Source organism: Micromonospora sp. HM134 (assembly GCF_007833915.1).
In the GTDB taxonomy this organism is placed as follows: domain Bacteria; phylum Actinomycetota; class Actinomycetes; order Mycobacteriales; family Micromonosporaceae; genus Micromonospora; species Micromonospora wenchangensis.
Window position 1 is genome coordinate 6,840,217 of sequence record NZ_CP041061.1, and the last position, 21,476, is coordinate 6,861,692.

Here is a 21,476-nt window from a genome sequence, read left to right on the forward strand (position 1 = left end):
GACGGCAGTTCACCTAACGGACAACCCTCCCTCAGGCAGCGGTCACCTTCCCGGCCGGGGCTGTTCATGCCCCGTTCACTTCCGACCGGCGAACCGTCTACCTGGCACTTCTAGCTTTCGTGTCAGCCGGTCAGCGCCGGCACTCGGGCCCCATCCGGGCGACCTGACCAAAGACGTGAAGGGAAACCCCTCAGGTGAAGCTCCAGCGGCACGGCGCCATTGCCTGCCTCGCTCTTACCGCGGTCCTCGGCCTCAGCGCCTGCGGCTCGGACAACAACGAGCCGGCCAGCGCCTCCGCCTCCGGCTCGGCCAGCGCGGCCGACTGCGGCAAGGGCACCCTGAACGCGCAGGGCTCCTCCGCGCAGAAGAACGCCATGGCTGAGTGGATCAAGGCGTACCAGCAGAAGTGCAGCGGCACCACGATCAACTACGAGTCGACCGGCTCGGGCGCGGGCATCCAGGCGTTCATCGCCGGCACCGCCGACTTCGCCGGTTCCGACTCCGCCCTCAAGCCGGAGGAGCAGCCGCAGGCCGACGCCAAGTGCAGCGGCGGCGCGGCGCTCAACCTGCCGATGGTGATCGGCCCGGTCGCGGTCGTCTACAACGTCGGCGGCGTGGACAACCTCCAGCTCAAGCCGACCACCCTGGCGCAGATCTTCGCCGGCAAGGTCACCAAGTGGGACGACCCGGCGATCAAGGCCGACAACCCGAACGCCACCCTCCCGGCCGCCCCGATCCAGACGGTGCACCGCTCCGACGAGTCGGGCACCACCGACAACTTCACCAAGTACCTGTCGAAGACCGCGCCGACGGACTGGACCTTCGGCAACAACAAGGCGTGGAAGGCCCCCGGCGGCCTCGGCGCCCCCAAGTCCGACGGTGTCGCCTCCAAGGTCAAGAGCACCGAGGGCACGATCAGCTACGTCGAGTGGTCGTACGCCGAGAACTCCGGCCTGAAGAAGGCCAAGGTGCAGAACGGGGCCGGCGAGTACACCGAACTGACCGCCGAGTCGGCCGGCAAGACCATCGCCGGGGCCAAGATCGAGGGCCAGGGCGACGACCTCAAGATGTCGATCGACTACGCCACCAAGGAGGCCGGGGCCTACCCGATCGTCCTGGTGACCTACGAGATCGTGTGCAGCAAGGGCATCGCCGCCGACAAGCTGCCGCTGGTCAAGGGTCTGCTGGGGCACGCCGCCAGCACCGAGGGCCAGGCCGAGCTGGTCGAGCTGGGCTACGCCCCGCTGCCCGACTCGGTCCGGACCAAGGTCGAGGCCGCGGTCAAGAACCTGGCCTGAGCATCCCGAGCGACATCACCTCAAGTCGAAGCGAGCGAGCAGATGGGTGAAACCCCTCACCGCTCGGCACACGCCGGCACCGGCGGACACCCCGTGACCCTGGGTCACGAGCGGTCCGCCGGTGCCTCGGCGCGTGTGGCCGAGGCACCAGTCAGCCCCCGTACCCCCGATGACGACCGTGGCCTCGGCGGAGGCGGCGGGCTGCCCCGGGCCCGCGCGTTCGGCGCGGAACGGGCGTTCCGTGGCGTGACCCTGGCCGCCGGCGTCGCCGTGCTGGTCATCATCGCGGCCATCGCGGTCTTCCTGATCGCCAAGGCCGTGCCGGCGCTGCGGGCCAACAGTGCGAACTTCTGGACCTTCGAGGGCTGGTTCCCCAACGACGATCCACCCACGTTCGGCATCGGCGCGCTCGCCTTCGGCACCCTGCTCACCGCCCTGCTGGCGCTGCTGGTCGCGGTGCCGGTGGCGCTGGGCATCGCCCTCTACCTGTCGCACTACGCGCCCCGGCGGCTCGGCACCGCGCTGGGCTTCGTGATCGACCTGCTGGCCGCCGTGCCGAGCGTGGTGTTCGGCCTGTGGGGGCGGGACTACCTGGTCGGGCCGGTCGCCGACCTGTCGGCCTGGCTGAACCGGTACTTCGGCTGGATTCCGATCTTCGGCGACGGTCCGTACGGCAACTCGATCCTGCTCGGCTCCCTGGTCCTGGCGATCATGGTGTTGCCGATCATCACCTCGCTCTCCCGCGAGGTGTTCCTCCAGACCCCGACCGCCAACGAGGAGGCCGCCCTCGCGCTGGGCGCCACCCGCTGGGAGATGCTGCGCACGGCGGTGCTGCCGTACGGCCGGCCGGGCATCATCGCCGCCGTCATGCTCGGCCTCGGCCGGGCGCTCGGCGAGACCATCGCGCTCGCGCTCACCCTCGGCTCGACGTACGCCATCTCGTTCAACATCCTCGCCAACGGCGGCAACAGCATCGCCGCGAACATCGCCAACCGGTTCGCGGAGGCCAACGAGACCGGCCGCGGCGCGCTCATCGCCTCCGGCCTGGTGCTCTTCGCGATCACGCTGGTCGTCAACATCACCGCGCGCGCGATCATCTACCGCCGCCGCGAGTTCACGGAGTCGGCCGCATGACCACCACCCTCACCCCCCGCCGTTCCCGCCCGCCGGCCCAGCCGGACAGCCTGCGGGCCCGCCGCCTGCCCGGGTACGCCGCCCCCGCCCTGGCGGCGCTGGCCCTGCTGGTCGCCGCCGGCATCGTCTACGGCGTCGACCTCGGCGGCCCGGTCCTGGTCGTGGTGCTCGGCGCGGTGCTCTACCTGGCCGGTCTCTTCGTCGCGGCGAACGCGGTGGAGGGGCGGCGCTCGGCCCGCAACCGGTTCTGGAGCGCCCTGATCCACTCCGCCCTGGTGCTGGCCGTGCTGCCGCTGGCCTCGGTGGTGTGGACGCTGGTCAGCAAGGGCACCGCCCGGCTCGACGGTGACTTCTTCGGCAGCTCGATGAACAACATCGGGGCCCGGGACGCCAACGGCGGCGCGTACCACGCCATCGTCGGCACGCTGGAGCAGGTCGGCATCGCCACCGCGATCACCGTCCCGCTCGGCGTGCTCTGCGCGATCTACATCGTCGAGTACGGCCGGGGCCGGTTCGCCTTCACCATCCGGTTCTTCGTCGACGTGATGACGGGCATCCCGTCCATCGTCACCGGCCTGTTCGTGCTGGCCTTCTGGGTGCTGATCGTGTCGCCGTGGTTCAACGACGGCCAGCCCGGCTTCTCCGGCTTCGCCGCCGCGCTCGCGTTGAGCGTGCTGATGCTGCCCACGGTGGTGCGTTCCACGGAGGAGATGCTGCGGCTGGTCCCCGCGCCGCTGCGGGAGGGCGCGTACGCCCTCGGCGTGCCGAAGTGGAAGACCATCCTGCGGGTGGTGCTGCCGACCGCGCTGCCCGGCATCGTCACCGGCATCATGCTCTCCATCGCGCGGGCCGCCGGGGAGACCGCCCCGGTGCTGCTCGTCGCCGGTGGTGGCGCGGCGATCAACTTCAACCCGTTCGAGAACAACCAGTCGTCGCTGGCCCTCTTCGTCTACCAGCAGGCCGGCGAGGCGTCGAAGTACTCCCCGGCACGGGCCTGGACCGCGGCGTTGACCCTGGTCGTCCTCGTGCTCGTCCTGACCGTCGCCGCGAAGCTGCTGGCCCGCCGCAACCGGCTCGGCCGATGAACCCCGGAGGTACCACCATGGCCAAGCGCATCGACGCCACCGACGTGACCGCCTACTACGGCGGTTTCAAGGCGATCGAGAACATCAACCTGACGGTCGAGCCGAAGACGGTCACCGCCCTGATCGGGCCGTCCGGCTGCGGCAAGTCGACCTTCCTGCGGTCGATCAACCGGATGCACGAGGTGCTGCCGGGTGCCCGGGTCGAGGGCAGCCTGACCATCGACGGCCAGGACGTCTACCACCGCGACGTCGACGTGACCGCCGTCCGCCGCATGATCGGCATGGTGTTCCAGCGCCCGAACCCGTTCCCCACCATGAGCATCTTCGAGAACGTGGTGGCCGGGCTGCGGCTCAACGGGGTCCGCCGGAAGTCCATCCTGGACGAGGCCGCCGAGAAGGCGCTGCGCGCGGCGAACCTGTGGGACGAGGTCAAGGACCGCCTCGGCAAGCCCGGCGCGGGCCTGTCCGGCGGTCAGCAGCAGCGGCTCTGCATCGCCCGGACCATCGCGGTCGAGCCGCAGGTGGTGCTGATGGACGAGCCCTGCTCGGCGCTGGACCCGATCTCGACGCTGGCCATCGAGGACCTGATGTTCCAGCTCAAGGACAAGTTCACCATCATCATCGTCACCCACAACATGCAGCAGGCGGCCCGGGTCTCCGACCGCACCGCCTTCTTCTCGATCGAGAAGACCGGCGACCCCGGCCGGCTGATCGAGTACGACAACACCCAGAAGATCTTCAGCAACCCCGGCCAGAAGAAGACCGAGGACTACATCACCGGCCGCTTCGGCTGACCCCCGCCCGACTCCCGTCCGCCCGCATCGCCGCGCCGGGTCGTGCGGGGCGGGTCGTCCTGCGGGGGCGACCGCCGGAGCGGGGGGCGGGGTCTCGGAACTCTCCTTCGGGCCCTTTCGACCTGATGACGTCGACGATTCACCCGCCCTGCGACGTCACCGGTCCCGGCCGCCCCGGCACGTGACGAGTTCCTCGCCCGGTGCGACGGTGAGCTGCCCCCACCGGCGACGACCCGCCGGCCGGACCGCAGGGAGACGTCCCGCTGGTGAGTCGCCCGCCCGGTGGGCCGTTGAGCCGCTGGCGTCATCAGTTCGAAAGGGTCCGAGGTGGACCTACACGGGCGGGGGCGCAGCGGAACCGGGTGCGACGGGCGGCGGCAGCCGTTGGACCCGCCTGGCCGACGCGGACCCGGCGGCAGTCAGGCGAGGGTGAAGTGCGGGGTGCCGTCCTCGGGGACGTGGAGGCGGGGGGTCACCGGGGTGGCCGCGTCCCGGGCCACCGAGGCACGCGCCACCGCAGCCACGCCACCGCCAGCGGCGGCGGCGGCCACCTCGGCGAGGGTGACCAGGGTGGGCGGGAGCATGGTCAGCTCACCGGCCCGCGCACGGGCCAGGGCGTCCGCCGGGCGGACCCACATGGTGTGGTCGGCCTCGCCGGAGACGTCCCGGGTCCGCTGCCCCTCGGGCAGCAGAGCGACGAAGAAGTACGTGTCGAAGCGGCGCGGCTCGAACTCCGGGGTGATCCACCGGCTCCACGGCAGCAGCAGGTCGGACCGCAGGGTGAGCTTCCGCCCGGCGAGCAGCCCGGCGAAGCCCCGACGACGTGCCTCCAGATCCTGTCGCGCGGCCTCCCAGTCGTCACCGCTGACGTCACCCACCACGGTGTCCGGGTCGGGGCCGGCCAGCAGCACCCCGGCCTCCTCGAACACCTCCCGCGCGGCGGCGCACACCACCGCCTGGGCGGCGTCCGGCGTGACGCCCAGCCGCCCCGCCCAGGCTGCCGGGTCGGGCCCGGCCCAGTCCAGGTGCGCCTCGGAGTCCGACGGGTCGACACCGCCGCCGGGGAAGGCGTACACCCCGCCGAAGGCCATCGCGGCGACCCGGCGGATGACGTACACCTCGAAGTCGGTGCCGGCCGGGCGGAGCAGCAGCACGGTGGCCGCGACCCGGGGCGGTGCCGGGATGCCGCCCTCGGCGTGGAACCGACGGGCGTGCTCGACCAGGGCCGGCGGGGCGGGGAAACCGGTGCCGTCGATCGTCATGCGCCGAGCCTAGCCCCGCCGCCCGGACCACCCCCGGGCCGACGACCCCGGTCGGTGGGCACCGACGGGCGGGACGACCACCACGGGCCACCGGTGGGCGACGGGCGGCGGGTTAGCGTGGGCGCATGACACGTTGGGGGATTCTGTCCACCGGCCACATCGCCGGCCGGTTCGCCGAGGACCTCCGGCTGGTGCCGGGGGCCGAACTGGTCGCGGTCGGCTCGCGGGCCATCGGGAGTGCCGAGGAGTTCGCCGGCCGGTACGGGGCCGACCGGGCGTACGGTTCGTGGGCGGAGTTGGCGGCCGACGACGGGCTGGACGCGATCTACGTGGCCACGCCGCACGCCGCCCACCACGAGGCGGCCCGGATCTGCCTGGAGGCCGGCCGGGCGGTGCTGCTGGAGAAGCCGTTCACCCTCGACCTGGCCACCAGCACCGAGTTGGTCGAGCTGGCGCGGGCCCGGGGGGTCTTCCTGATGGAGGCCATGTGGATGCGCTGCAACCCGCTGATCCTGCGCCTGGTCGAGCTGGTCCGGGCCGGGGCGATCGGCGAGGTTACCAGTGTGCGGGCCGACTTCGGGGTGGCCGGGCCGTTCCCGCCGGAGCACCGGATGCGCAACCCGGCGCTGGGCGGCGGCGCCCTGCTGGACCTGGGCGTCTACCCGGTGAGCCTGGCCCACCTGCTACTCGGCCTGCCGCAGCACGTGCAGGCCTGGGCGAAGCTCAGCCCGGAGGGGGTGGACGAGAACACCGGCATCGTCTTCGGGTACGACTCGGGGGCGGTCGCCACGCTGGGCTGCGGCATGGTGGGGGCGACCCCGTTGACCGCCGCGATCACCGGCACCACCGGCCGGATCGAGCTGCCCGAGCCGTTCTTCCGGCCCGGCTCGGCGGTGCTGCACCGGGCCGGTGCCGAGCCGGAGACACTCACCGACGACCCGGCCGGCGGCGGCTACCAGTACGAGGCCGCCGAGGTGCAGCGGTGCCTGGCGGCCGGGCTGACCGAGAGCACGCTGGTGCCGCACGCGGTCACGCTGGAGGTGATGGGCCTGCTGGACGACATCCGGGCCCGGATCGGCGTCGACTACGCCTGAGCACGACGTCGGGAGGGGCACCCCGGTCGCGGGGTGCCCCTCCCGAGGTGGCTCAGAACAGCGGACGGACCAGCAGGTAGGTGAGGCAGGCGATCAGCGCGGCGGCCGGGAACGTGATGATCCAGGCGAGCACGATGTTGCCGGCCACGTTCCAGCGGACGGCGGAGAGCCGCTTGGTGGCGCCCACCCCCATGATCGCCGAGGTGATCGTGTGGGTGGTGGAGATCGGGGCCTTGAGCACCAGGGCGTTGAAGTAGAGCACCGCGCTGGCCACCGTCTCGGCGGCGAAACCCTCCGGCGGGCCCAGATCGATGATCTTGCGGCCGAGGGTCCGGATGATCCGCCAACCACCGGCGTACGTGCCGAGCGCCAGCATGGTCGCCGAGGTCCAGAAGACCCAGCCCGGGATGTGCGTCTTGTCGTCCTGGAAACCGCCGGTGTAGAGGGCCAGCACCACGATGCCCATGGTCTTGGCCGCGTCCTGCATGCCGTGGCCGACCGACATGGCCGCCGCCGAGGCGGTCTGCGCCCAGCGGAAGCCCCGGTTGAGCTTGCCCGGCTGCCCCTTGCGGAACGCCCACAGGATGGCCAGCATCAGCAGGTAACCTAGGGTGAGCCCGATGATCGGGGAGAGCACCATCGGCAGGATGACCTTCTCGCCGATGGTGATCCACTGCACGACGCCGCCGGTGGAGAGCAGGGTCGCCCCGACCAGCCCGCCGAACAGCGCGTGCGAGGACGACGACGGCAGGCCGAAGTACCAGGTGATCAGGTTCCAGGCGATGGCGCCGAGCACCCCGGCGAAGACCACCCCGAGACTGCCCACCCCGGTGGGGAGGGTGACCAGGCCGTCGCCGACGGTCTTGGCGACCCCCGCGCCGAAGTGCGCGCCGACGAAGTTGCCGACCGCCGCCAGCAGCAGGGCGATCCGGGGGGTCAGCGCCCGGGTGGAGACGCTGGTGGCGATCGCGTTGGCAGCGTCGTGGAAGCCGTTGGTGTAGTCGAACGCCAGGGCCACCGCGATCACCGCCAGCACGGCGATGAGTTCGGGACTCACAGGATCAGGACTCCTTGACCGCGATGGTCTCGACTGTGTTCGCCACGTGCTCGAAGGCGTCGCAGGCGGCCTCCAGCTCGTCGGCGACCTCCTTCATCTTCAGGACGGTCAGCGCGTCGTACTCGCCGGAGAAGAGCCGGACCAGCAGCATCCGGTACGCCTGGTCGCCGTCGTTCTCCAGCCGGTTGCACTCGATCCAGTAGTCCTCGAGATCCTTCATCGACTTCAGCCGGGGCATCGCCTCGGCGGTCAGCTTGGCCTGGAGGTCGAGCACGTTGACCAGCTCGTGCAGCTCGCGCGGCAGCGACGGGAGCTTGGTGAGCCCGTAGAGGTAGAGCAGGTTGCCGACCGCCTCCAGGTGGTCCATCACGTCGTCGAGCAGCGAGCCCAGCCGGTAGATGTCCTCCCGGTCGAACGGGGTGATGAAGGTGGAGTTGATCTTCTTGTAGAGATCGTGGGTGATCTGGTCACTGTCGTGCTCGACCTCGGTCAACCGCTCGCTGACCGACTGCACGTCGACGCCGGGCAGGGCCAGCTCGTTGAGCAGCTCGGTGCCCTTCACCAGGTTCTGCGCGGCCCTGGTGAAGAGCTCGTAGAAAGCGCCCTCGGTGGGACGGAAGGAAAACTTCACAGCACGGACCTCGTCGTGTCGGTGGAAGGGTGGCCGCCGCCCCAGGGGGCGTCCGCTGATGCATGCTAGGTACCCCACCGGAGCGGGTCTCCGCCGGCCTACCCCTGGTCAGACCCGATTCACCGCTCGTTCATCTGCTGTTCACCTCGGCCGTCACCACCGCCACTCGCCAACCGCTGGCGCTCCCGTTCCACGTCGAAACCGGCAGCCGGATACCCCAGATCAAGACCCTCGAACGTCTCCCGCAGCAGGTGCGCCACCGCCCAGTCCCGGTACCACTTACGGTCCGCCGGGACCACGAACCAGGGCGCGGCGTCCGTGTCGCACCGCCCCAGCGCCTCCGCGTACGCGGCCCGGTAGTCGTCCCAGCGGGCCCGGGAGTCGAGGTCGCTCGGCTGGTACTTCCAGTACTTCGTCGGATCGGTCAGCCGCTGCGCCAACCGCTGCGCCTGCTCGTCGGCGGAGATGTGCAGCATCACCTTGACCAGGGTCACCCCGCCGTCGGTCAGCTCCCGCTCGAAGGCGTTGATCTGGTCGTAGCGGGCCCGCCAGGTCTGCTCCGGCACCAGGGCGTCGACCCGGGCCACCAGCACGTCCTCGTAGTGCGAGCGGTTGAACACCCCGACGTACCCGGGCGGGGGCAGCGCCCGGCGGACCCGCCACAGGAAGTCGTGCCGCAACTCCTGCCGGGTCGGCGGGCCGAACGAGCGGATGTGCAGGCCGAGCGGGTTCATCGCACCGGCCACCCGCTTCACCGTGCCGTCCTTGCCACCGCAGTCCATCGCCTGGAGCACGAGCAGCAGCCGACCCGGCCGGCCCCGGCCCAGCCGCGCCCCGTCCCTGGCCGGAGCCGACACCGACGGGCCCGGCTCGCCGGCCGCCCGGGCGGTGGCGAAGAGCATCTCCTGCTGCCGGGCCAGCCCCGCGCCGACCAGCTCCACCTGCCGGCGGGCCCACGGCTTACGGTCCCTGCCCCGGCCCGCCACCGCGGGCAGACCCGGGGTGGCCCGGGGATCGACCGCCCCCAGGTCGACCGGGCCACCACCGCCGGGCACCCGCAACAACTGCCGCATCGTCGCCCCCTCGGGTACGACGACCTCCGTCTCCTCGTCTGCGCGCATCCCCCGATCCTCGCCCACCGCCGCACCCGCCGCCTCCCGGGCGTCGGCGGCACCGACGGCGGGTGCGGTGTCACGTTCTCCCACGCCGGCCCGTCCGGTGGGTGGGAGAGAATCCGCTCGGACCCGGGAGGTAGTGGTGACGGTGGACCTGGTGACGGAGTTCGAGGCCGAACGCGGGCGGCTCGTCGCGGTGGCGTACCGGATGCTCGGCAGCCGCAGCGAGGCGGAGGACGCCGTCCAGGAGACCTGGCTGCGGTACGCCGGGGCGCTCGCCGACCCGGCCCGCCGGGCCGAGATCCGGCACCTGGGCGGCTGGCTCACCACCACCTGTGCCCGGATCTGCCTCGACGTGCTGCGCTCCGCCCGGGTCCGCCGCGAGACGTACCCGGGACAGTGGTTGCCGGAGCCGGTCGTCACCCCGACGGCCGGCGGACCGGCCGGGCCGGACGGTTTCGCCCCCGACCCGGCCGACCGGGCGGTCCGGCGCGACAAGCTCGGCACCGCCCTGCTGGTCGTCCTGGAACGGCTCAGCCCCGAACAGCGGGTCGCCTTCGTCCTGCACGACGTCTTCGCGGTGCCGTTCGCCCGGATCGCCGAGGTGCTGGCGAGCACCCCCGAGGCGGCCCGCCAGCACGCCTCCCGGGCCCGCCGCGCGGTCACCGCCACCGACGTGCCCCGGCACACCGCCGACCCCGCCGAGCAGCGTCGGGTGCTCGCCGCGTTCGCCGCCGCGACCGAATCCGGCGACCTCGACACGCTGGTCCGGGTCCTCGCCCCGGACGTGGTGCTGATCGGCGACAGCGGGGGACACTTCCCGACGGCCCGCCGCCCGGTCGTCGGCGTCGAACCGGTGGCCCGCTTCCTGCTCGGCCTCTTCGCCCGGGCCGGCCGGTACGGCCAGCGCCTACGGGCCACGCCGGTGCTGGTGGACGGGGTACTCGGCCTGCACCTGGAGACGGTCCAGCCCGACGGCCGGCTGCTGCGGATGGTCACCGCGTTCACCGTGCACGACGGCCGGATCACCGGCCTGTTCCACCAACTCAACCCGGACAAGCTGCACCGGCTGCCGCCGCTTCGCCCGGACGCCACCTGGCCGCCCCGCTGGTGACCCCCGCCGCGCCGGCCGGGCCACGCCCCGTCAGACCACCAGGGCCAACCACTTCCGGTACGCCGAGGCGAACGGCTCGGTGCCGTCGCCGAGGGCGGTGAGCAGCTTCGCCGCCGCCGCCTGCGCCTGCGCCACCACCTCGTCCGGGTAGCCGAACCGGGCCCGGTGCTCGGCGAACTCGTCCTCGTCGCGCAGCTCCACCAGGCCGGTGGTCCGGCGGCGCACCACGTCCAGGTCGAGGTCGACCAGGTGGACGGTGTCGTCGCCCTCCCAGCGGGCCGGGGTGGCGATGTCGCAGTAGACCTCGCTGGTCCGGGGCGGCGGGTTGAACATGCCCGTCCACCAGGCGTGGTGCGGCACCAGCAGGACGAAGGGGATCTGCTCCACCGAGGGCCGGCCGTGGTAGACCGACACGGTGCCCTCGGTCACCCCCAGCCACACCCCGAGGTCGTCCTCGGCCAGCCGGCGGGCCGGGTAGTCGCGGTGGGCGCTGCCGTCGTACTTGCGGTAGATCACGCGGACCACGTCGCTCGGCATGAATCGCACCCTAGCCGATTCCGACCCCTCCCCGCCGCAGCGAGTTGACCCGTCCGAGGTCACGACAATCCGGACGGTGACCGCGCCACGCGGGGAGGCGGGGGCGCGTCCACTGTCGGCGGCGGCGGGTACCGTCGCACGGTGACTCCGCCCCGTACCGCCGCCGGCCCCAGCACCCCCTCGGCCCGCTCCGGTCGACGGCGTGGTGGCCGGCCGAGCGGCACCGAGCTGCTGGCGGCGGCGGTCGGCGCGGTCCCCGGCGGCGCGACCCGGCCGGGCCAGCAGCAGATGACCGAGGCGATCGAACGCAGCGTCGCCGCCCGCGAGCACCTGCTGGTGCAGGCGGGCACCGGCACCGGCAAGTCGCTCGCCTACCTCGCCCCCGCGCTGACCGTGGACGGGCCGGTGGTGGTCTCCACCGCCACCCTGGCGTTGCAGTCCCAACTGGTCGAGCACGACCTGCCCCGGCTCGCCGACGCGGTCGAGCCGCTGCTCGGCCGTCGCCCGACCTTCGCCGTGCTCAAGGGCCGGCACCACTACCTCTGCCTGGCCCGGCTGGACAACTCCACCGAGGACGAGCCGGAGGACACCCTCTTCGACGCCCCCGCCGACCGGCCCGGCGGCGGGACGAAGTGGCTCGGCGAGGCCGGCCGGATGGGCAAGCAGATCCAACGGCTGCGCGACTGGGCCGAGAAGACCGACACCGGCGACCGGGACGAGCTGGACCCGGGCGTCGACGACCAGGCGTGGCGGCTGGTCTCGATGCCGGCCCGCGAGTGCGTGGGGGCGTCGCGCTGCCCGTTCGGCCAGGAGTGTTTCGCCGAGGCGTCCCGGGCCCGCGCCCGCGAGGCCGACGTGGTGGTCACCAACCACAGCCTGCTCGCGGTGGACATGCTAGCCGGCCGGCACATCGTGCCGCCGCACAAGCTGCTGATCGTCGACGAGGCGCACGAGCTGGCCGACCGGGTCTCCTCGGCCGCCCAGGCCGAGCTGGTGCCGGAGCAGATCGACAGGTCCGCCCGACGGGCCCGCCCGCTGCTGCGGCCCGACGTCGCCGACCGGCTCACCGAGGCCGGCGACGCGCTCGCCGTCGGGCTGGCCGAGGCCCCGGCCGGTCGGCTCACCGGCGGCCTGCCCGGCCCGCTGCGGGAGGCGTGCACGCTGCTGGACGCGGCCACCCGGGCCGCCCTCGACGCGATCGGCGACATCAAGGCCGACGATCCGGACCCGGTCCGCAAGCAGCAGGCCAAGGCGGTGCTCGACGAACTGTCGACCACCGCGCAGCGGCTGCTGGAGGAGGCCGACCACGACGTCGCCTGGGTGGAGAAGCCGGACAACGGCAGCCGCCGGGCGCTGGTGGTGGCGCCGCTGTCCGTCGCCGGCACCCTCGCCACCCACCTGTACGACGAGCGCACGGTGGTCGCCACCTCGGCGACCCTGGCGCTGGGCGGCCGGTTCGACACGGTGGCGCGGGCGCTCGGCCTGGAGGCGCCGCCGCCCGCCCCGCCGTCCCCGGCCGCCGCCGCGCTGGCCACCGCCACCGCCGGCCGGTCGACCGGTGTCGTCGGCGGCGGTACGGCGGTCGGGGCCGCCGGCCCGGATGCCGGCGGGGTGGCGAGCGCCCCGGGCAGCCGGGCCGCCACCGGCGTCGTGCCGGCCACGTCGGGGCCGGGCTGGTCGTCGCTCGACGTCGGCTCACCGTTCGACTACGCCCGGCAGGGCATCCTGTACGTCGCCGCGCACCTGCCCCGGCCCAGCGTCTCCGGGCTGCCCGAGGCGGCCGGCGAGGAGTTGCTGCGGCTGGTCGGCGCGCTCGGTGGCCGTACCCTCGGGTTGTTCTCCTCCCGGCGGGCCGCGCAGCAGGCGGCGGAGCTGCTGCGGGCGCGCACCGACCTGCCGGTGCTGCTCCAGGGCGAGGAGGCGCTGCCGCTGCTGGTGCGGCGGTTCCGCGACGACCGGTCGAGCTGCCTGTTCGGGGTGATGTCGCTCTGGCAGGGGGTGGACGTGCCGGGCGACTCGTGCCAGCTCGTGGTGATCGACCGGCTGCCCTTCCCGCGCCCCGACGAGCCGTTGGCGGCGGCCCGCGCGGCGGCGGTGGACGCGGGCGGCGGGTCCGGTTTCTCGGCGGTCAGTGTGCCGATCGCGGCGGTCCGGCTGGCGCAGGGGGTGGGCCGGTTGATCCGGGCCACCGGTGACCGGGGGGTGGTCGCGGTCCTCGATTCGCGGCTGGAGACGGCGCGCGGCTACGGGCCGTTCCTGCGCCGTTCGCTGCCCCCGTTCTGGTACACCACCCGGCCGGAGGTGGCCCGGGGCGCGCTGGAGCGCCTGGCCAAGGTCTGACCCCCACAGACGGCACGCCGCCCGCTCCCCGGCGGGGAACGGGCGGCGTGCCGGTTTGGTCAGGGGGCCTGGGAGGCGACCACCACGGCGTCCGGTGGGGTGTCGGGCACGCTGCGGGCGGCGAGCCGGCGTACGGCGGTGTTGAACACCGCGATCAGCGGCACCGCGACCAGCGCGCCGGTGATGCCGGCGAGCACCACCCCGGCGGCGATCCCGATGATCACCGCGAGCGGGTGGATGGCCACCGCCCGACCCATGATCAACGGCTGGAGCAGGTGGCCCTCGACCTGCTGCACGCCGATCACCACGCCCAGGATGATCAGCGCGGTCACCGGGCCGCTGTCGACCAGCGCCACCAGCACCGCCACCACCCCGGAGAGGAACGCGCCGACGATCGGGATGAACGCCCCCAGGAAGACCAGCGCGGCCAGTGGGAAGGCGAACGGGACGTCGAAGACGACCAGGAAGATGCCGATGCCCACCGCGTCGATGAACGCCACCAGCACGGTGGCCCGCACGTACGCGCCGAGCGTCGCCCAGGACGCCCGTCCGGCGTCGTCGACCTTCCACCGGGCGGCGACCGGCAGCAGGCGGACCAGGAACCGCCAGATCCGGCTGCCGTCGCGCAGGAAGAAGAAGGTGGCGAAGAGCACCAGCACCGCACCGGTGAGCACCTCGGCCAGCGTGGTGGCGGTGGCGAGCGCACCGCTGGTGAACTTCTCGGTGTTGCCGTTGATCCAGCCCTGTGCCTCTTCGATGTAGCGGTTGAGCTGGCTGTCCGACAGGTGCAGCGGGCCGGTCTTGAGCCAGTCCTGGATCTGCCGTACGCCCTGCGACGACTTCTCGCTCAGCTCCGGCACGCCCTGGATGAACTCGTTGACCACCAGGGTCAGCGTGCCGAACACCGCGACCAGGCCGCCGACCATCACCACGCCCGTCGCCAGCGAGCGGGGGAACCGGGCCCGCAGCAGCCAGCCCACCGCCGGGGCGAGCAGCGCGGAGAGCAGCAGCGCCACCGCCAGCGGGATGATCACGATGCTGATCGTCCCGACGATCCTCAGCAGCGCCCAGGTGACCACGCCGATCACGATCAGTCGCCACGACCACGCGGCGGCGATCCGCAGCGCGTGCGGCACGTCGGCGTCGTCGCGGCTGGAGGTGGAGTTGTGCATGGCCGCCGGCGGCTCGGCCCCGACCACCGTCGCCGACGGGGCCGCCGCCGGGCCGGGGGAAGCGGGTGTGGCCACTCCGGCCCCCTCCGGCGCGTCGGCCGGATCGGCGCGCCCCGCGCGGACCGACTCCCGTCCGGACTCGTAGGCGCGGCGGAGTCGGCCGCGTACCCGCTCGAAGCGGCTCAAGCGCACCTCCTGAGAAACGACACCGGGACGCCCACGGCGACGGCCCGGACAGGGTACGTCCGTACGCCCGCCACCGTAGGGCAGTTCCGCCACTCATTGCCCCGTGCCGCATCGGCTCAACCACCGGATCGACGCCACCGGGCCACACGGTAGCGTCTTGGCGTGACCGCCGACCCGAACCTCGACACCGGCCTGCCGATCCGCCTGCTGCACGACCGGGTGCTGGTCAGGCAGGACGGCAGCGAGGGCGAACGCCGCTCCACCGCAGGCATCGTCATCCCGGCCACCGCCGCCGTCGGCAAGCGGCTGGCCTGGGCCACCGCCGTGGGGGTGGGTCCGCACGTACGCGCCGTGGTGGCCGGCGACCGGGTGCTGTTCGACCCGGACGACCGCTCCGAGGTCGAACTGCACGGCCGGGGGTACGTGCTGCTGCGCGAGCGGGACGTGCACGCCGTCGCCGCCGAACGGGTGGAGAGCGAGTCCACCGGCAGCACCGGCCTCTACCTGTAGGTCCGGTCCCTCCCGGGGCCCTCGGGAGCCGTCCCGGGCGGCCTACCGGTTTGTCCCGCTTCCCGGCGGGAAGCCAGGCCCGTCACAGGTGCCCTGGGGAGGGACGATGCCGGTTCTCGTGAAGAAGGTGCTGCTCTGGGGCAGCGTCGCCTTCCTGATCTACTTCATGGCGTTCCGCCCGGACGGGGCGGCCCAGATGTTCAAGGGGATCGGGGCCGCCCTGATGGCGATGGCCCAGGGCCTCGGCGACTTCCTCACCAGCCTGATGACCTGACCGGCCACGGCCGGGCGGGAAGCGACCGCCGACGCCGACGCGGCGGCGACCCACCCGCAGGTCACAGGTTCAGCACTCCGCCGTTGCGCAGGGTGTCGTCCTTGATCGCGATGAGGTTCGCCGAGACGTACGGGATGTTGTGCGCCTGGTGCCATTCGCTGGGGAAGTACGTGACCAACCGCGACGCCTGGAACCGGCACCGGATCTCCGGCACGAAACGGGAGTAGTTAGCGTCCGTGAAATACCAGAACGAGTTCTCGTTGTAGAACGCCACATGCGTCGGGTCCTGATAGGCGCCCCGACCGTCGGTGCTGGGGGTCAGCGACAACAGCATCCCGTTCGGGGCGAGCAACCGGTACAACTCGTTGAAGAGTGCGATCTTGTCCGGAATGTGTTCCAGGAAGTCCACGGCCCGGATGACCCCGACGCTACCGTCCGGCAGATCGACTCCCTTCGTCACATCGCAGACCAGGTCGACGCCCGGCCCGTCGTGGTGGTCCAGCCCGAGATAGCCCTCCGGCTTGTTGTGGGCCGCACCCAGGTCGAGCGCCAGGAGTCCCTGACGCCGCGACCAGGCCAGGGCGTTCTGTTGGATGTTCCGGTCGTAGATCTCCACGGTGCGCTGCTGGATGCGGGCGTTGAACTCCGGCATACGCTGCGTGTTCTTGGCGTGCATCCGCTGGAGGTAGAGGCATTTCCGGATGTGGTGGAACTCGCTCACCTGGTAGATCCGAGCCATGAGATCGGCGTCATCCGCGACGTCGAGCGACTCGTCGTATCCGCCGACCTTCTCGTAGATGTCCCGGCGGAAGGCCCGCACATGGTTCGGCGCGTACCAGATGTAGCTCACGTTGTGCGGCGTCGGCGGCAACGCCCGGCAGACCAGCACCTCGCGGCCGTCGACCTTCTCGTCGTAGTGCCGCCAGCCGAACGAACTCGCGAAGCGGTCCTCACAGCGGCCACCGTCCTCCTGGATCTGGGCGGTGTCGCTGTAGACGAACCCCACCTCCGGGTGGGCGTCGAAGGCGTCGACGATCTCCTGCAGGCAGTCGCTGCTGAGCAGATCGTCGTCGTCGAGCTCGACCAGGATGTCCCCGGCGGCCTCGGCGCAGGCGAACCCCTTCACGGCACCCACGCCGTTGAGGTCGTCCTGGACGATGAGCCGGATGCGATCGTCGTGGGTCTCGGGCCGCCACCGGGACCCCTGGTTGAGGATGACCACCCATTCCCAGTCGGTGAAGGTCTGCGCCACCAGCGAGCGGAAGCACTCGTCGATGAACCGGGTGCGGTTGCTTCCGGTGAAGACCGTTACGCGCGGTGTGTGCATGGGCCGGTCACCTGCCCGCCGAGGCGGAGGACCGGGCGGTCGGCGTCGGGCGGTACTTCGCCGGAACGGAAGAGGTGAGCCCCTTGTCCAGCCGGATGGCCGCCTTGAAGGCGTCCCGCGCCGCCTCCTCGTCACCGGACTTGGACAGCAACATGCCCAGTCGGAGATAGGCGGTCGACGACTTGTCGTCGATCGACACGACCTTGCGGTAGATCTCCATCGACGTCGTCGGCTCCCTGCCCTCCAGGGCGATGGCCTTGTTGTAGAGGGCCGGCTTGTAGTCGGCGTCGGCCGCCAACGCCTTGTCGTAGTTGCTGATGGCCTCGTCGGCCTGATTGCGCGACTGGGCGATGAAGCCCAGGTTGAACCAGGCGAACTTGTTGTCGGCCTCGGCGGCCAGCACCTTCTCGAAGCTGGCCTTCGCCGCGTCGTAGTCACCGGCCTGCCCCTGCTCGACACCGAGCTTCAGCAGATCCGCCGCAGTGCTTCCGGTGCTGGAACCGCCGTTCGTACTGTCGCTGCTACCGGAACTGCTGGGCTGCGGCTTGTCGGCGGGTTTCGCACTGCATGCCGGCACTCCGGCGAGCAGGACCGCACCACAGGCGAGTGAACCCAGTATCTGACGCGTGCTCATTTCTCCTCCTTGACGGTTCCGGGGCGGTCCGATTTGCGGTTCGGCCGGCTGGCACGGCTACCGTTCGCCGTCGCCCGATCCGACTTGCCGCCGACCGCCGGGGCGTTCAATGCCACCGGCGTGCTGGGCGAGATGCAGGAAACCCAGATGTCGGCACCCCCGCCGGTGAAGGTGAACTGGTAGCCACTGATCGAGAGCGGCTGGATCAGCACCGGATTCACGCCCGCACCCGAGAGCTGGTAGCCGGTTCCGACCGCGATGTCCCCGGGTACGCAGCCGAAATCAACGGGTGTGTCCGCGATGACGGTCAACGGGCCCTGAATGTAGGCCGCCTGGATTCCGTTGCCCGCCGTTCCCTGCGCGCCCTGGGCACCCTGCACGCCCGCGCCGCCCTGCGGCCCCTGCGCACCCTGAGGGCCCTGCGGACCGATGTCGCCCTGGGCACCCTGGACGCCCTGGGCACCCTGGATGCCCTGTGGACCGATATCGCCCTGGGCACCCTGTGCGCCCTGCGGGCCCTGAACACCTGCCGCACCCTGCGCGCCGACGTCGCCCTGGGCACCCTGGAAACCCTGCGCACCCTGAACACCCGCCGCACCCGCCACGCCCTGCGGACCCTGCGCGCCCTGAGTACCCTGCGCGCCTGTGTCGCCCTGCGGTCCCTGCGCACCTTGCGCGCCCTGGGCACCCGTCTCGCCCGCGACACCCTGCGCGCCCTGCGCACCTGCCGCACCCTGCGGACCCTGCGGACCCTGCGCACCCTGCGCACCCTGCGCACCTGCGTCGCCCTGCGGTCCCTGCGCACCTTGCGCGCCCTGAGTGCCCTGCGCGCCCGCGTCACCCTGAGCACCCTGGAAACCCTGCGCACCCTGAACACCCGCCGCACCCGGCACGCCCTGCGGACCCTGAGCACCCTGAGCACCCGCGTCGCCCTGAGCGCCCTGAGCGCCTGTCTCACCCGGGACGCCTTGTGCGCCCTGGGGGCCCTGGACGCCCTGAGTGCCGGTCTCACCCTGCGCACCCTGGAAGCCCTGAGCGCCCTGCGCACCGGTCTCACCCTGCGGCCCCTGAGCACCGGTAGCACCCTGAGCGCCCACGTCACCCTGCGCTCCTTGCACACCCTGAGGCCCCTGGACACCCGGCGCACCGGTTGCGCCCTGCGCACCCTGGAAGCCCTGAGCGCCCTGCACACCGGTCTCACCCTGCGGCCCCTGAGCACCGGTAGCACCCTGAGCTCCTTGGGCGCCCTGAGCACCCTGCGCGCCAGCGTCACCCTGCGGGCCCTGAGGGCCCTGGGCACCGGTCGCACCCTGCGCGCCCTGAGCGCCCGTGTCCCCCTGCGCACCTTGGAAGCCCTGAGCGCCCGTCTGGCCCTGCGCGCCCTGCGCCCCCTGCACACCCTGCGTGCCTTGAGCGCCCTGCGCACCGGTGTCACCCTGGGCTCCCTGAGGCCCCTGAGCACCAGTCTCCCCTTGGGCACCCTGAGCACCTTGAGCACCCTGAGCACCGATGTCACCCTGCGCGCCCTGTACGCCCTGGAAACCCTGCGCCCCGGTCGCGCCCTGGGCACCCTGCGCCCCGGTCGCGCCCTGCGCACCCTGCGCCCCGGTCGCGCCCTGCGCACCCTGCGCCCCGGTCGCGCCCTGCGCACCCTGCGCCCCGGTCGCGCCCTGCGCACCCTGGGCACCCGTATCGCCCTGGGGGCCCTGGGCACCCTGTGGGCCCTGGGCACCCTGTGGGCCCTGGGGGCCCTTCTTCTTGGGGCCATGCGGGTAATGGCCCTTGCCGTCGTCGTGCCCGCCCCACGGCCCCTGCCAGCCCTGCGGGCCGCAGTCCGACGGCTCGTCGGGGTAGCTGTCCCACGAATCGTCCGGGCCGCCACCATCCTGGCGGACCGTCGACCAGGACGCCGGCCACCCGCCGTACTGGTGCAGCGGAACGGAGGTGCCGGTACGCACGTCCTGCGCGGACGGCGCGGTTTCCAGGGGTTGCGCTGCGACTGCGGGCCCACCCGTCATCCCGACCACCATCAGGGCGGAACTCAGCCCTGAAGCGGCGCGACCACGCTTCAGTCCTCGCCGCAGCCGTCGGCTGTTACTCATGAACCCCTCCAGAGAGCCACCCAGATATACCCAGAGCTGCCCGTCTGCGACCTAAAGCCATTTACGGGCTATCCATAGCCTATTCGACCGATTCGTCCGAATATGCGGGTTTCTGCTACAGCGAAGAGGTAAACAAGGAGAGGCGGAATCTCTTCATGAATCCGCCACCGGGGCGACGCGCCCCATACGGGGGTCGGGGACGGTGCACGCGCCGACGCCCGCCGCCCGCTTCGGCGGGCGGCGGGAGGTCCCGGCAGGAGTTCGGCGGTCAGTACCGGCCGGGCGGCCACGGGGCGGCCGGCCGGGGACCGTACCAGCCGGGCGGGCCGTAGCCGGCCGGGTAGGCCGGGGGCGGCGGCGGGGCCAGTACCACCGGGATCGGCACCACCGGCGAGTCCGGGGCGTCGACGACCCGCTGCGTGCCGTCGGGGAACCGCAGGTGGTAGCGCTGCCCGTCCCAGACCCCCACCGGCGTCTGCGGGTCCCGGCCGACGAAGAACGACCGGTACGCGGCGATCGTCTCCAGCAACTGCCGTTCCTCCCGCAGGGTGTTCTCCCGCTCCGCCGGCTTGCGGTCCAGGCCGCGCCGCATCCCGTCGCGCAGCAGCGCCAGCCGGGTCGCGGCGAACTGGTACCCGCGCATCGCGCGCAGCCCGGCGTCCCCGCCGACCCGCCGGGCCCAGGTCCGGGCGGCGTGCCGGCGGCCCAGGCTGCCCAGGGCGGCCACCTCGGGCGGGCTCAACCAGCCGGCCCGCACGTAGTCGGGCAGGGTCCGCTCGGTGAGCCGCCCCTCCCAGGCGCGCAGCCAGACCGCGAAGCCGACCATGCCGAAGAAGATCGGCACCATCACCGCGACCATCCCGTAGAAGAAGATCACCGCCTGGCCGGTGGCCTGGACCAGCGTCGGGATCAGATTCCAGGTGCCGTGCAACATCATCGCCAGCAGCAGGCCGGCGACCGGGGCGAGCACCCGGACCCGCCGGTCGGCGGTGCGGGCGGCGATGCCCAGCCCCACCCCGGTCATCGAGGTGAACAGCGGGTGGGCGAAGCCGAAGAAGAGGATCCGCGAGATGAAGATGACGATGACGTTGCGTACGCCGGTGGCCGGCCCCCACTGGTCGACGCCCGAGGCGTACCCGAGGCCGCCCAGGTAGAGGATGTTCTCCACCATGGCGAACCCGACGGCGGACAGCCCGCAGTAGACCAGGCCGTCGGTGATCCCGGACCACTCCTTGCGCCGGAAGATCAGCAGCAGGATCGGGCCGAGCGCCTTGGTCAGCTCCTCGATGAACGGGGCCACCAGCACGCCGGTCAGCGACGACGACACCCCCCAGTCCTTGAACAGGGCGGCGAAGGTGTTGTTGACGGTCAGCGACGCGGCGGTCGAGACGAACGCGCCCCAGGCGAAGCAGAAGATCAGGTACTTCAGCGGTTCGGGTTCGTACCGGTCGAGCCAGAGGAAGCAGGCCACCAGGACGGGCACCGGCAGGATCGCCGCGGTCACCCCGACCAGCAGCGCGTCCAGACCCAGGTTGGAGCCGAGCGTGTAGAGCATGTAGACCGCGCAGGCCGCGATCAGCAGCACCACCCCGGCCAGCACCAGGACCCGCCGCCAGCCGAGCCGGCGCAGCGGCATCCGGGGCGCGGCGGCGTCCGGCGACGGGACGGCGGGCGCGGGCGGCGGCGGGTGCCCGCCGGGCGGGGTGTCGGCCATGTGGATCAGCGTAGTCATCCCCGGCCCGTTCGGCCGGGCTCTCCCGGTGCGGGACGGCACGGTCCACGGGCGGAGCGACCCGGGGCGGCGCGGCCG

At 72.3% G+C, this 21,476-nt stretch carries 19 protein-coding genes and 1 pseudogene; 10 read left to right on the top strand and 10 right to left on the bottom strand.

Translation table 11 applies throughout. The features are described from left to right. Window positions 1-194 precede the first annotated feature (194 nt). Genes pstS through pstB form a run of 4 tightly spaced genes read left to right on the top strand, consistent with a single transcriptional unit; the run spans window position 195 to window position 4,311 of the window. Window positions 195-1,298: a phosphate ABC transporter substrate-binding protein PstS gene (pstS, locus tag FJK98_RS29780; protein ID WP_145921876.1), complete on the top strand. Its 1,104-nt coding sequence runs from the start codon at window positions 195-197 to the stop codon at window positions 1,296-1,298. A gap of 42 nt (window positions 1,299-1,340) precedes the next feature. Continuing rightward, the gene (gene pstC / locus FJK98_RS29785) at window positions 1,341-2,432 is read left to right on the top strand and encodes a phosphate ABC transporter permease subunit PstC (RefSeq protein ID WP_145921877.1); all 1,092 of its coding nucleotides are present in this window, start codon (window positions 1,341-1,343) and stop codon (window positions 2,430-2,432) included. After that, window positions 2,429-3,517 (top strand): phosphate ABC transporter permease PstA, encoded by a 1,089-nt coding sequence (gene pstA, locus FJK98_RS29790; protein ID WP_145921878.1) that lies wholly within the window; start codon window positions 2,429-2,431, stop codon window positions 3,515-3,517. Before pstC ends, pstA begins: the two co-directional genes overlap by 4 nt. Window positions 3,518-3,534: 17 nt before the next feature. Continuing rightward, the gene (gene pstB, locus FJK98_RS29795) at window positions 3,535-4,311 is read left to right on the top strand and encodes a phosphate ABC transporter ATP-binding protein PstB (protein WP_145921987.1); all 777 of its coding nucleotides are present in this window, start codon (window positions 3,535-3,537) and stop codon (window positions 4,309-4,311) included. Window positions 4,312-4,730: 419 nt separating this feature from the next. On the opposite strand, the gene FJK98_RS29800 is transcribed toward pstB, so the two are convergent. Further along, window positions 4,731-5,573 (bottom strand): NUDIX domain-containing protein, encoded by an 843-nt coding sequence (locus FJK98_RS29800; protein WP_145921988.1) that lies wholly within the window; start codon window positions 5,571-5,573, stop codon window positions 4,731-4,733. A gap of 125 nt (window positions 5,574-5,698) precedes the next feature. Between FJK98_RS29800 and FJK98_RS29805 the strand changes: the two genes are divergently transcribed. Further along, entirely contained in the window at window positions 5,699-6,667 is a 969-nt protein-coding gene (locus FJK98_RS29805; protein WP_145921989.1) for a Gfo/Idh/MocA family protein, read from the top strand. 52 nt (window positions 6,668-6,719) lie between these two features. On the opposite strand, the gene FJK98_RS29810 is transcribed toward FJK98_RS29805, so the two are convergent. The 3 genes from FJK98_RS29810 to FJK98_RS29820 form a co-directional block, all read right to left on the bottom strand. Further along, window positions 6,720-7,724, bottom strand: coding sequence for an inorganic phosphate transporter (locus FJK98_RS29810; protein WP_145921990.1), 1,005 nt, complete (start codon window positions 7,722-7,724; stop codon window positions 6,720-6,722). A 4-nt stretch (window positions 7,725-7,728) separates the two neighbouring features. Continuing rightward, the gene (locus FJK98_RS29815; RefSeq protein WP_067311399.1) at window positions 7,729-8,355 is read right to left on the bottom strand and encodes a DUF47 domain-containing protein; all 627 of its coding nucleotides are present in this window, start codon (window positions 8,353-8,355) and stop codon (window positions 7,729-7,731) included. 119 nt (window positions 8,356-8,474) lie between these two features. After that, window positions 8,475-9,428: a PPK2 family polyphosphate kinase gene (locus tag FJK98_RS29820; RefSeq protein WP_145923071.1), complete on the bottom strand. Its 954-nt coding sequence runs from the start codon at window positions 9,426-9,428 to the stop codon at window positions 8,475-8,477. Between the two features lie 250 nt (window positions 9,429-9,678). On the opposite strand from FJK98_RS29820, the gene sigJ reads away from it, so the two are divergent. Then, a complete protein-coding gene (gene sigJ, locus FJK98_RS29825) occupies window positions 9,679-10,584 on the top strand; it encodes an RNA polymerase sigma factor SigJ (protein ID WP_240763080.1) in 906 nt (301 codons plus the stop codon). Window positions 10,585-10,614: 30 nt separating this feature from the next. On the opposite strand, the gene FJK98_RS29830 is transcribed toward sigJ, so the two are convergent. After that, complete coding sequence (locus tag FJK98_RS29830) at window positions 10,615-11,121, bottom strand: DUF402 domain-containing protein (RefSeq protein ID WP_145921992.1); 507 nt, start codon at window positions 11,119-11,121, stop codon at window positions 10,615-10,617. A gap of 141 nt (window positions 11,122-11,262) precedes the next feature. Here FJK98_RS29830 and FJK98_RS29835 point away from each other — a divergent pair, with 141 nt between their 5' ends. Further along, window positions 11,263-13,461: an ATP-dependent DNA helicase gene (locus FJK98_RS29835; RefSeq protein ID WP_145921993.1), complete on the top strand. Its 2,199-nt coding sequence runs from the start codon at window positions 11,263-11,265 to the stop codon at window positions 13,459-13,461. Between the two features lie 59 nt (window positions 13,462-13,520). On the opposite strand, the gene FJK98_RS29840 is transcribed toward FJK98_RS29835, so the two are convergent. After that, window positions 13,521-14,825, bottom strand: a complete 1,305-nt coding sequence (locus FJK98_RS29840) for an AI-2E family transporter (protein ID WP_370516940.1) — start codon at window positions 14,823-14,825, stop codon at window positions 13,521-13,523. A gap of 156 nt (window positions 14,826-14,981) precedes the next feature. Here FJK98_RS29840 and FJK98_RS29845 point away from each other — a divergent pair, with 156 nt between their 5' ends. Together FJK98_RS29845 and FJK98_RS33415 are read left to right on the top strand one after the other, a co-directional pair. After that, complete coding sequence (locus tag FJK98_RS29845; RefSeq protein WP_088643178.1) at window positions 14,982-15,329, top strand: co-chaperone GroES; 348 nt, start codon at window positions 14,982-14,984, stop codon at window positions 15,327-15,329. Between the two features lie 106 nt (window positions 15,330-15,435). After that, entirely contained in the window at window positions 15,436-15,603 is a 168-nt protein-coding gene (locus FJK98_RS33415) for a hypothetical protein (RefSeq protein WP_168222570.1), read from the top strand. A gap of 61 nt (window positions 15,604-15,664) precedes the next feature. Here FJK98_RS33415 and FJK98_RS29850 read toward each other — a convergent pair whose 3' ends face one another. From FJK98_RS29850 to FJK98_RS33725, 3 genes are read right to left on the bottom strand one after another with little or no spacing between them, the layout of a single operon-like run. Beyond that, entirely contained in the window at window positions 15,665-16,930 is a 1,266-nt protein-coding gene (locus FJK98_RS29850; protein WP_145921995.1) for a glycosyltransferase, read from the bottom strand. Window positions 16,931-16,937: 7 nt separating this feature from the next. Then, the gene (locus FJK98_RS29855) at window positions 16,938-17,564 is read right to left on the bottom strand and encodes a tetratricopeptide repeat protein (RefSeq protein WP_145921996.1); all 627 of its coding nucleotides are present in this window, start codon (window positions 17,562-17,564) and stop codon (window positions 16,938-16,940) included. Continuing rightward, a complete protein-coding gene (locus FJK98_RS33725; protein ID WP_240762427.1) occupies window positions 17,561-18,169 on the bottom strand; it encodes a collagen-like protein in 609 nt (202 codons plus the stop codon). The genes FJK98_RS29855 and FJK98_RS33725 overlap by 4 nt, the downstream gene beginning before the upstream one ends. A 66-nt stretch (window positions 18,170-18,235) precedes the next feature. On the opposite strand from FJK98_RS33725, the gene FJK98_RS33730 reads away from it, so the two are divergent. Continuing rightward, window positions 18,236-19,615, top strand: coding sequence for a hypothetical protein (locus FJK98_RS33730; RefSeq protein ID WP_240762428.1), 1,380 nt, complete (start codon window positions 18,236-18,238; stop codon window positions 19,613-19,615). Between the two features lie 319 nt (window positions 19,616-19,934). Here FJK98_RS33730 and FJK98_RS29865 read toward each other — a convergent pair. Continuing rightward, window positions 19,935-21,447: pseudogene (locus tag FJK98_RS29865) on the bottom strand (PrsW family intramembrane metalloprotease). Window positions 21,448-21,476: the final 29 nt, after the last annotated feature.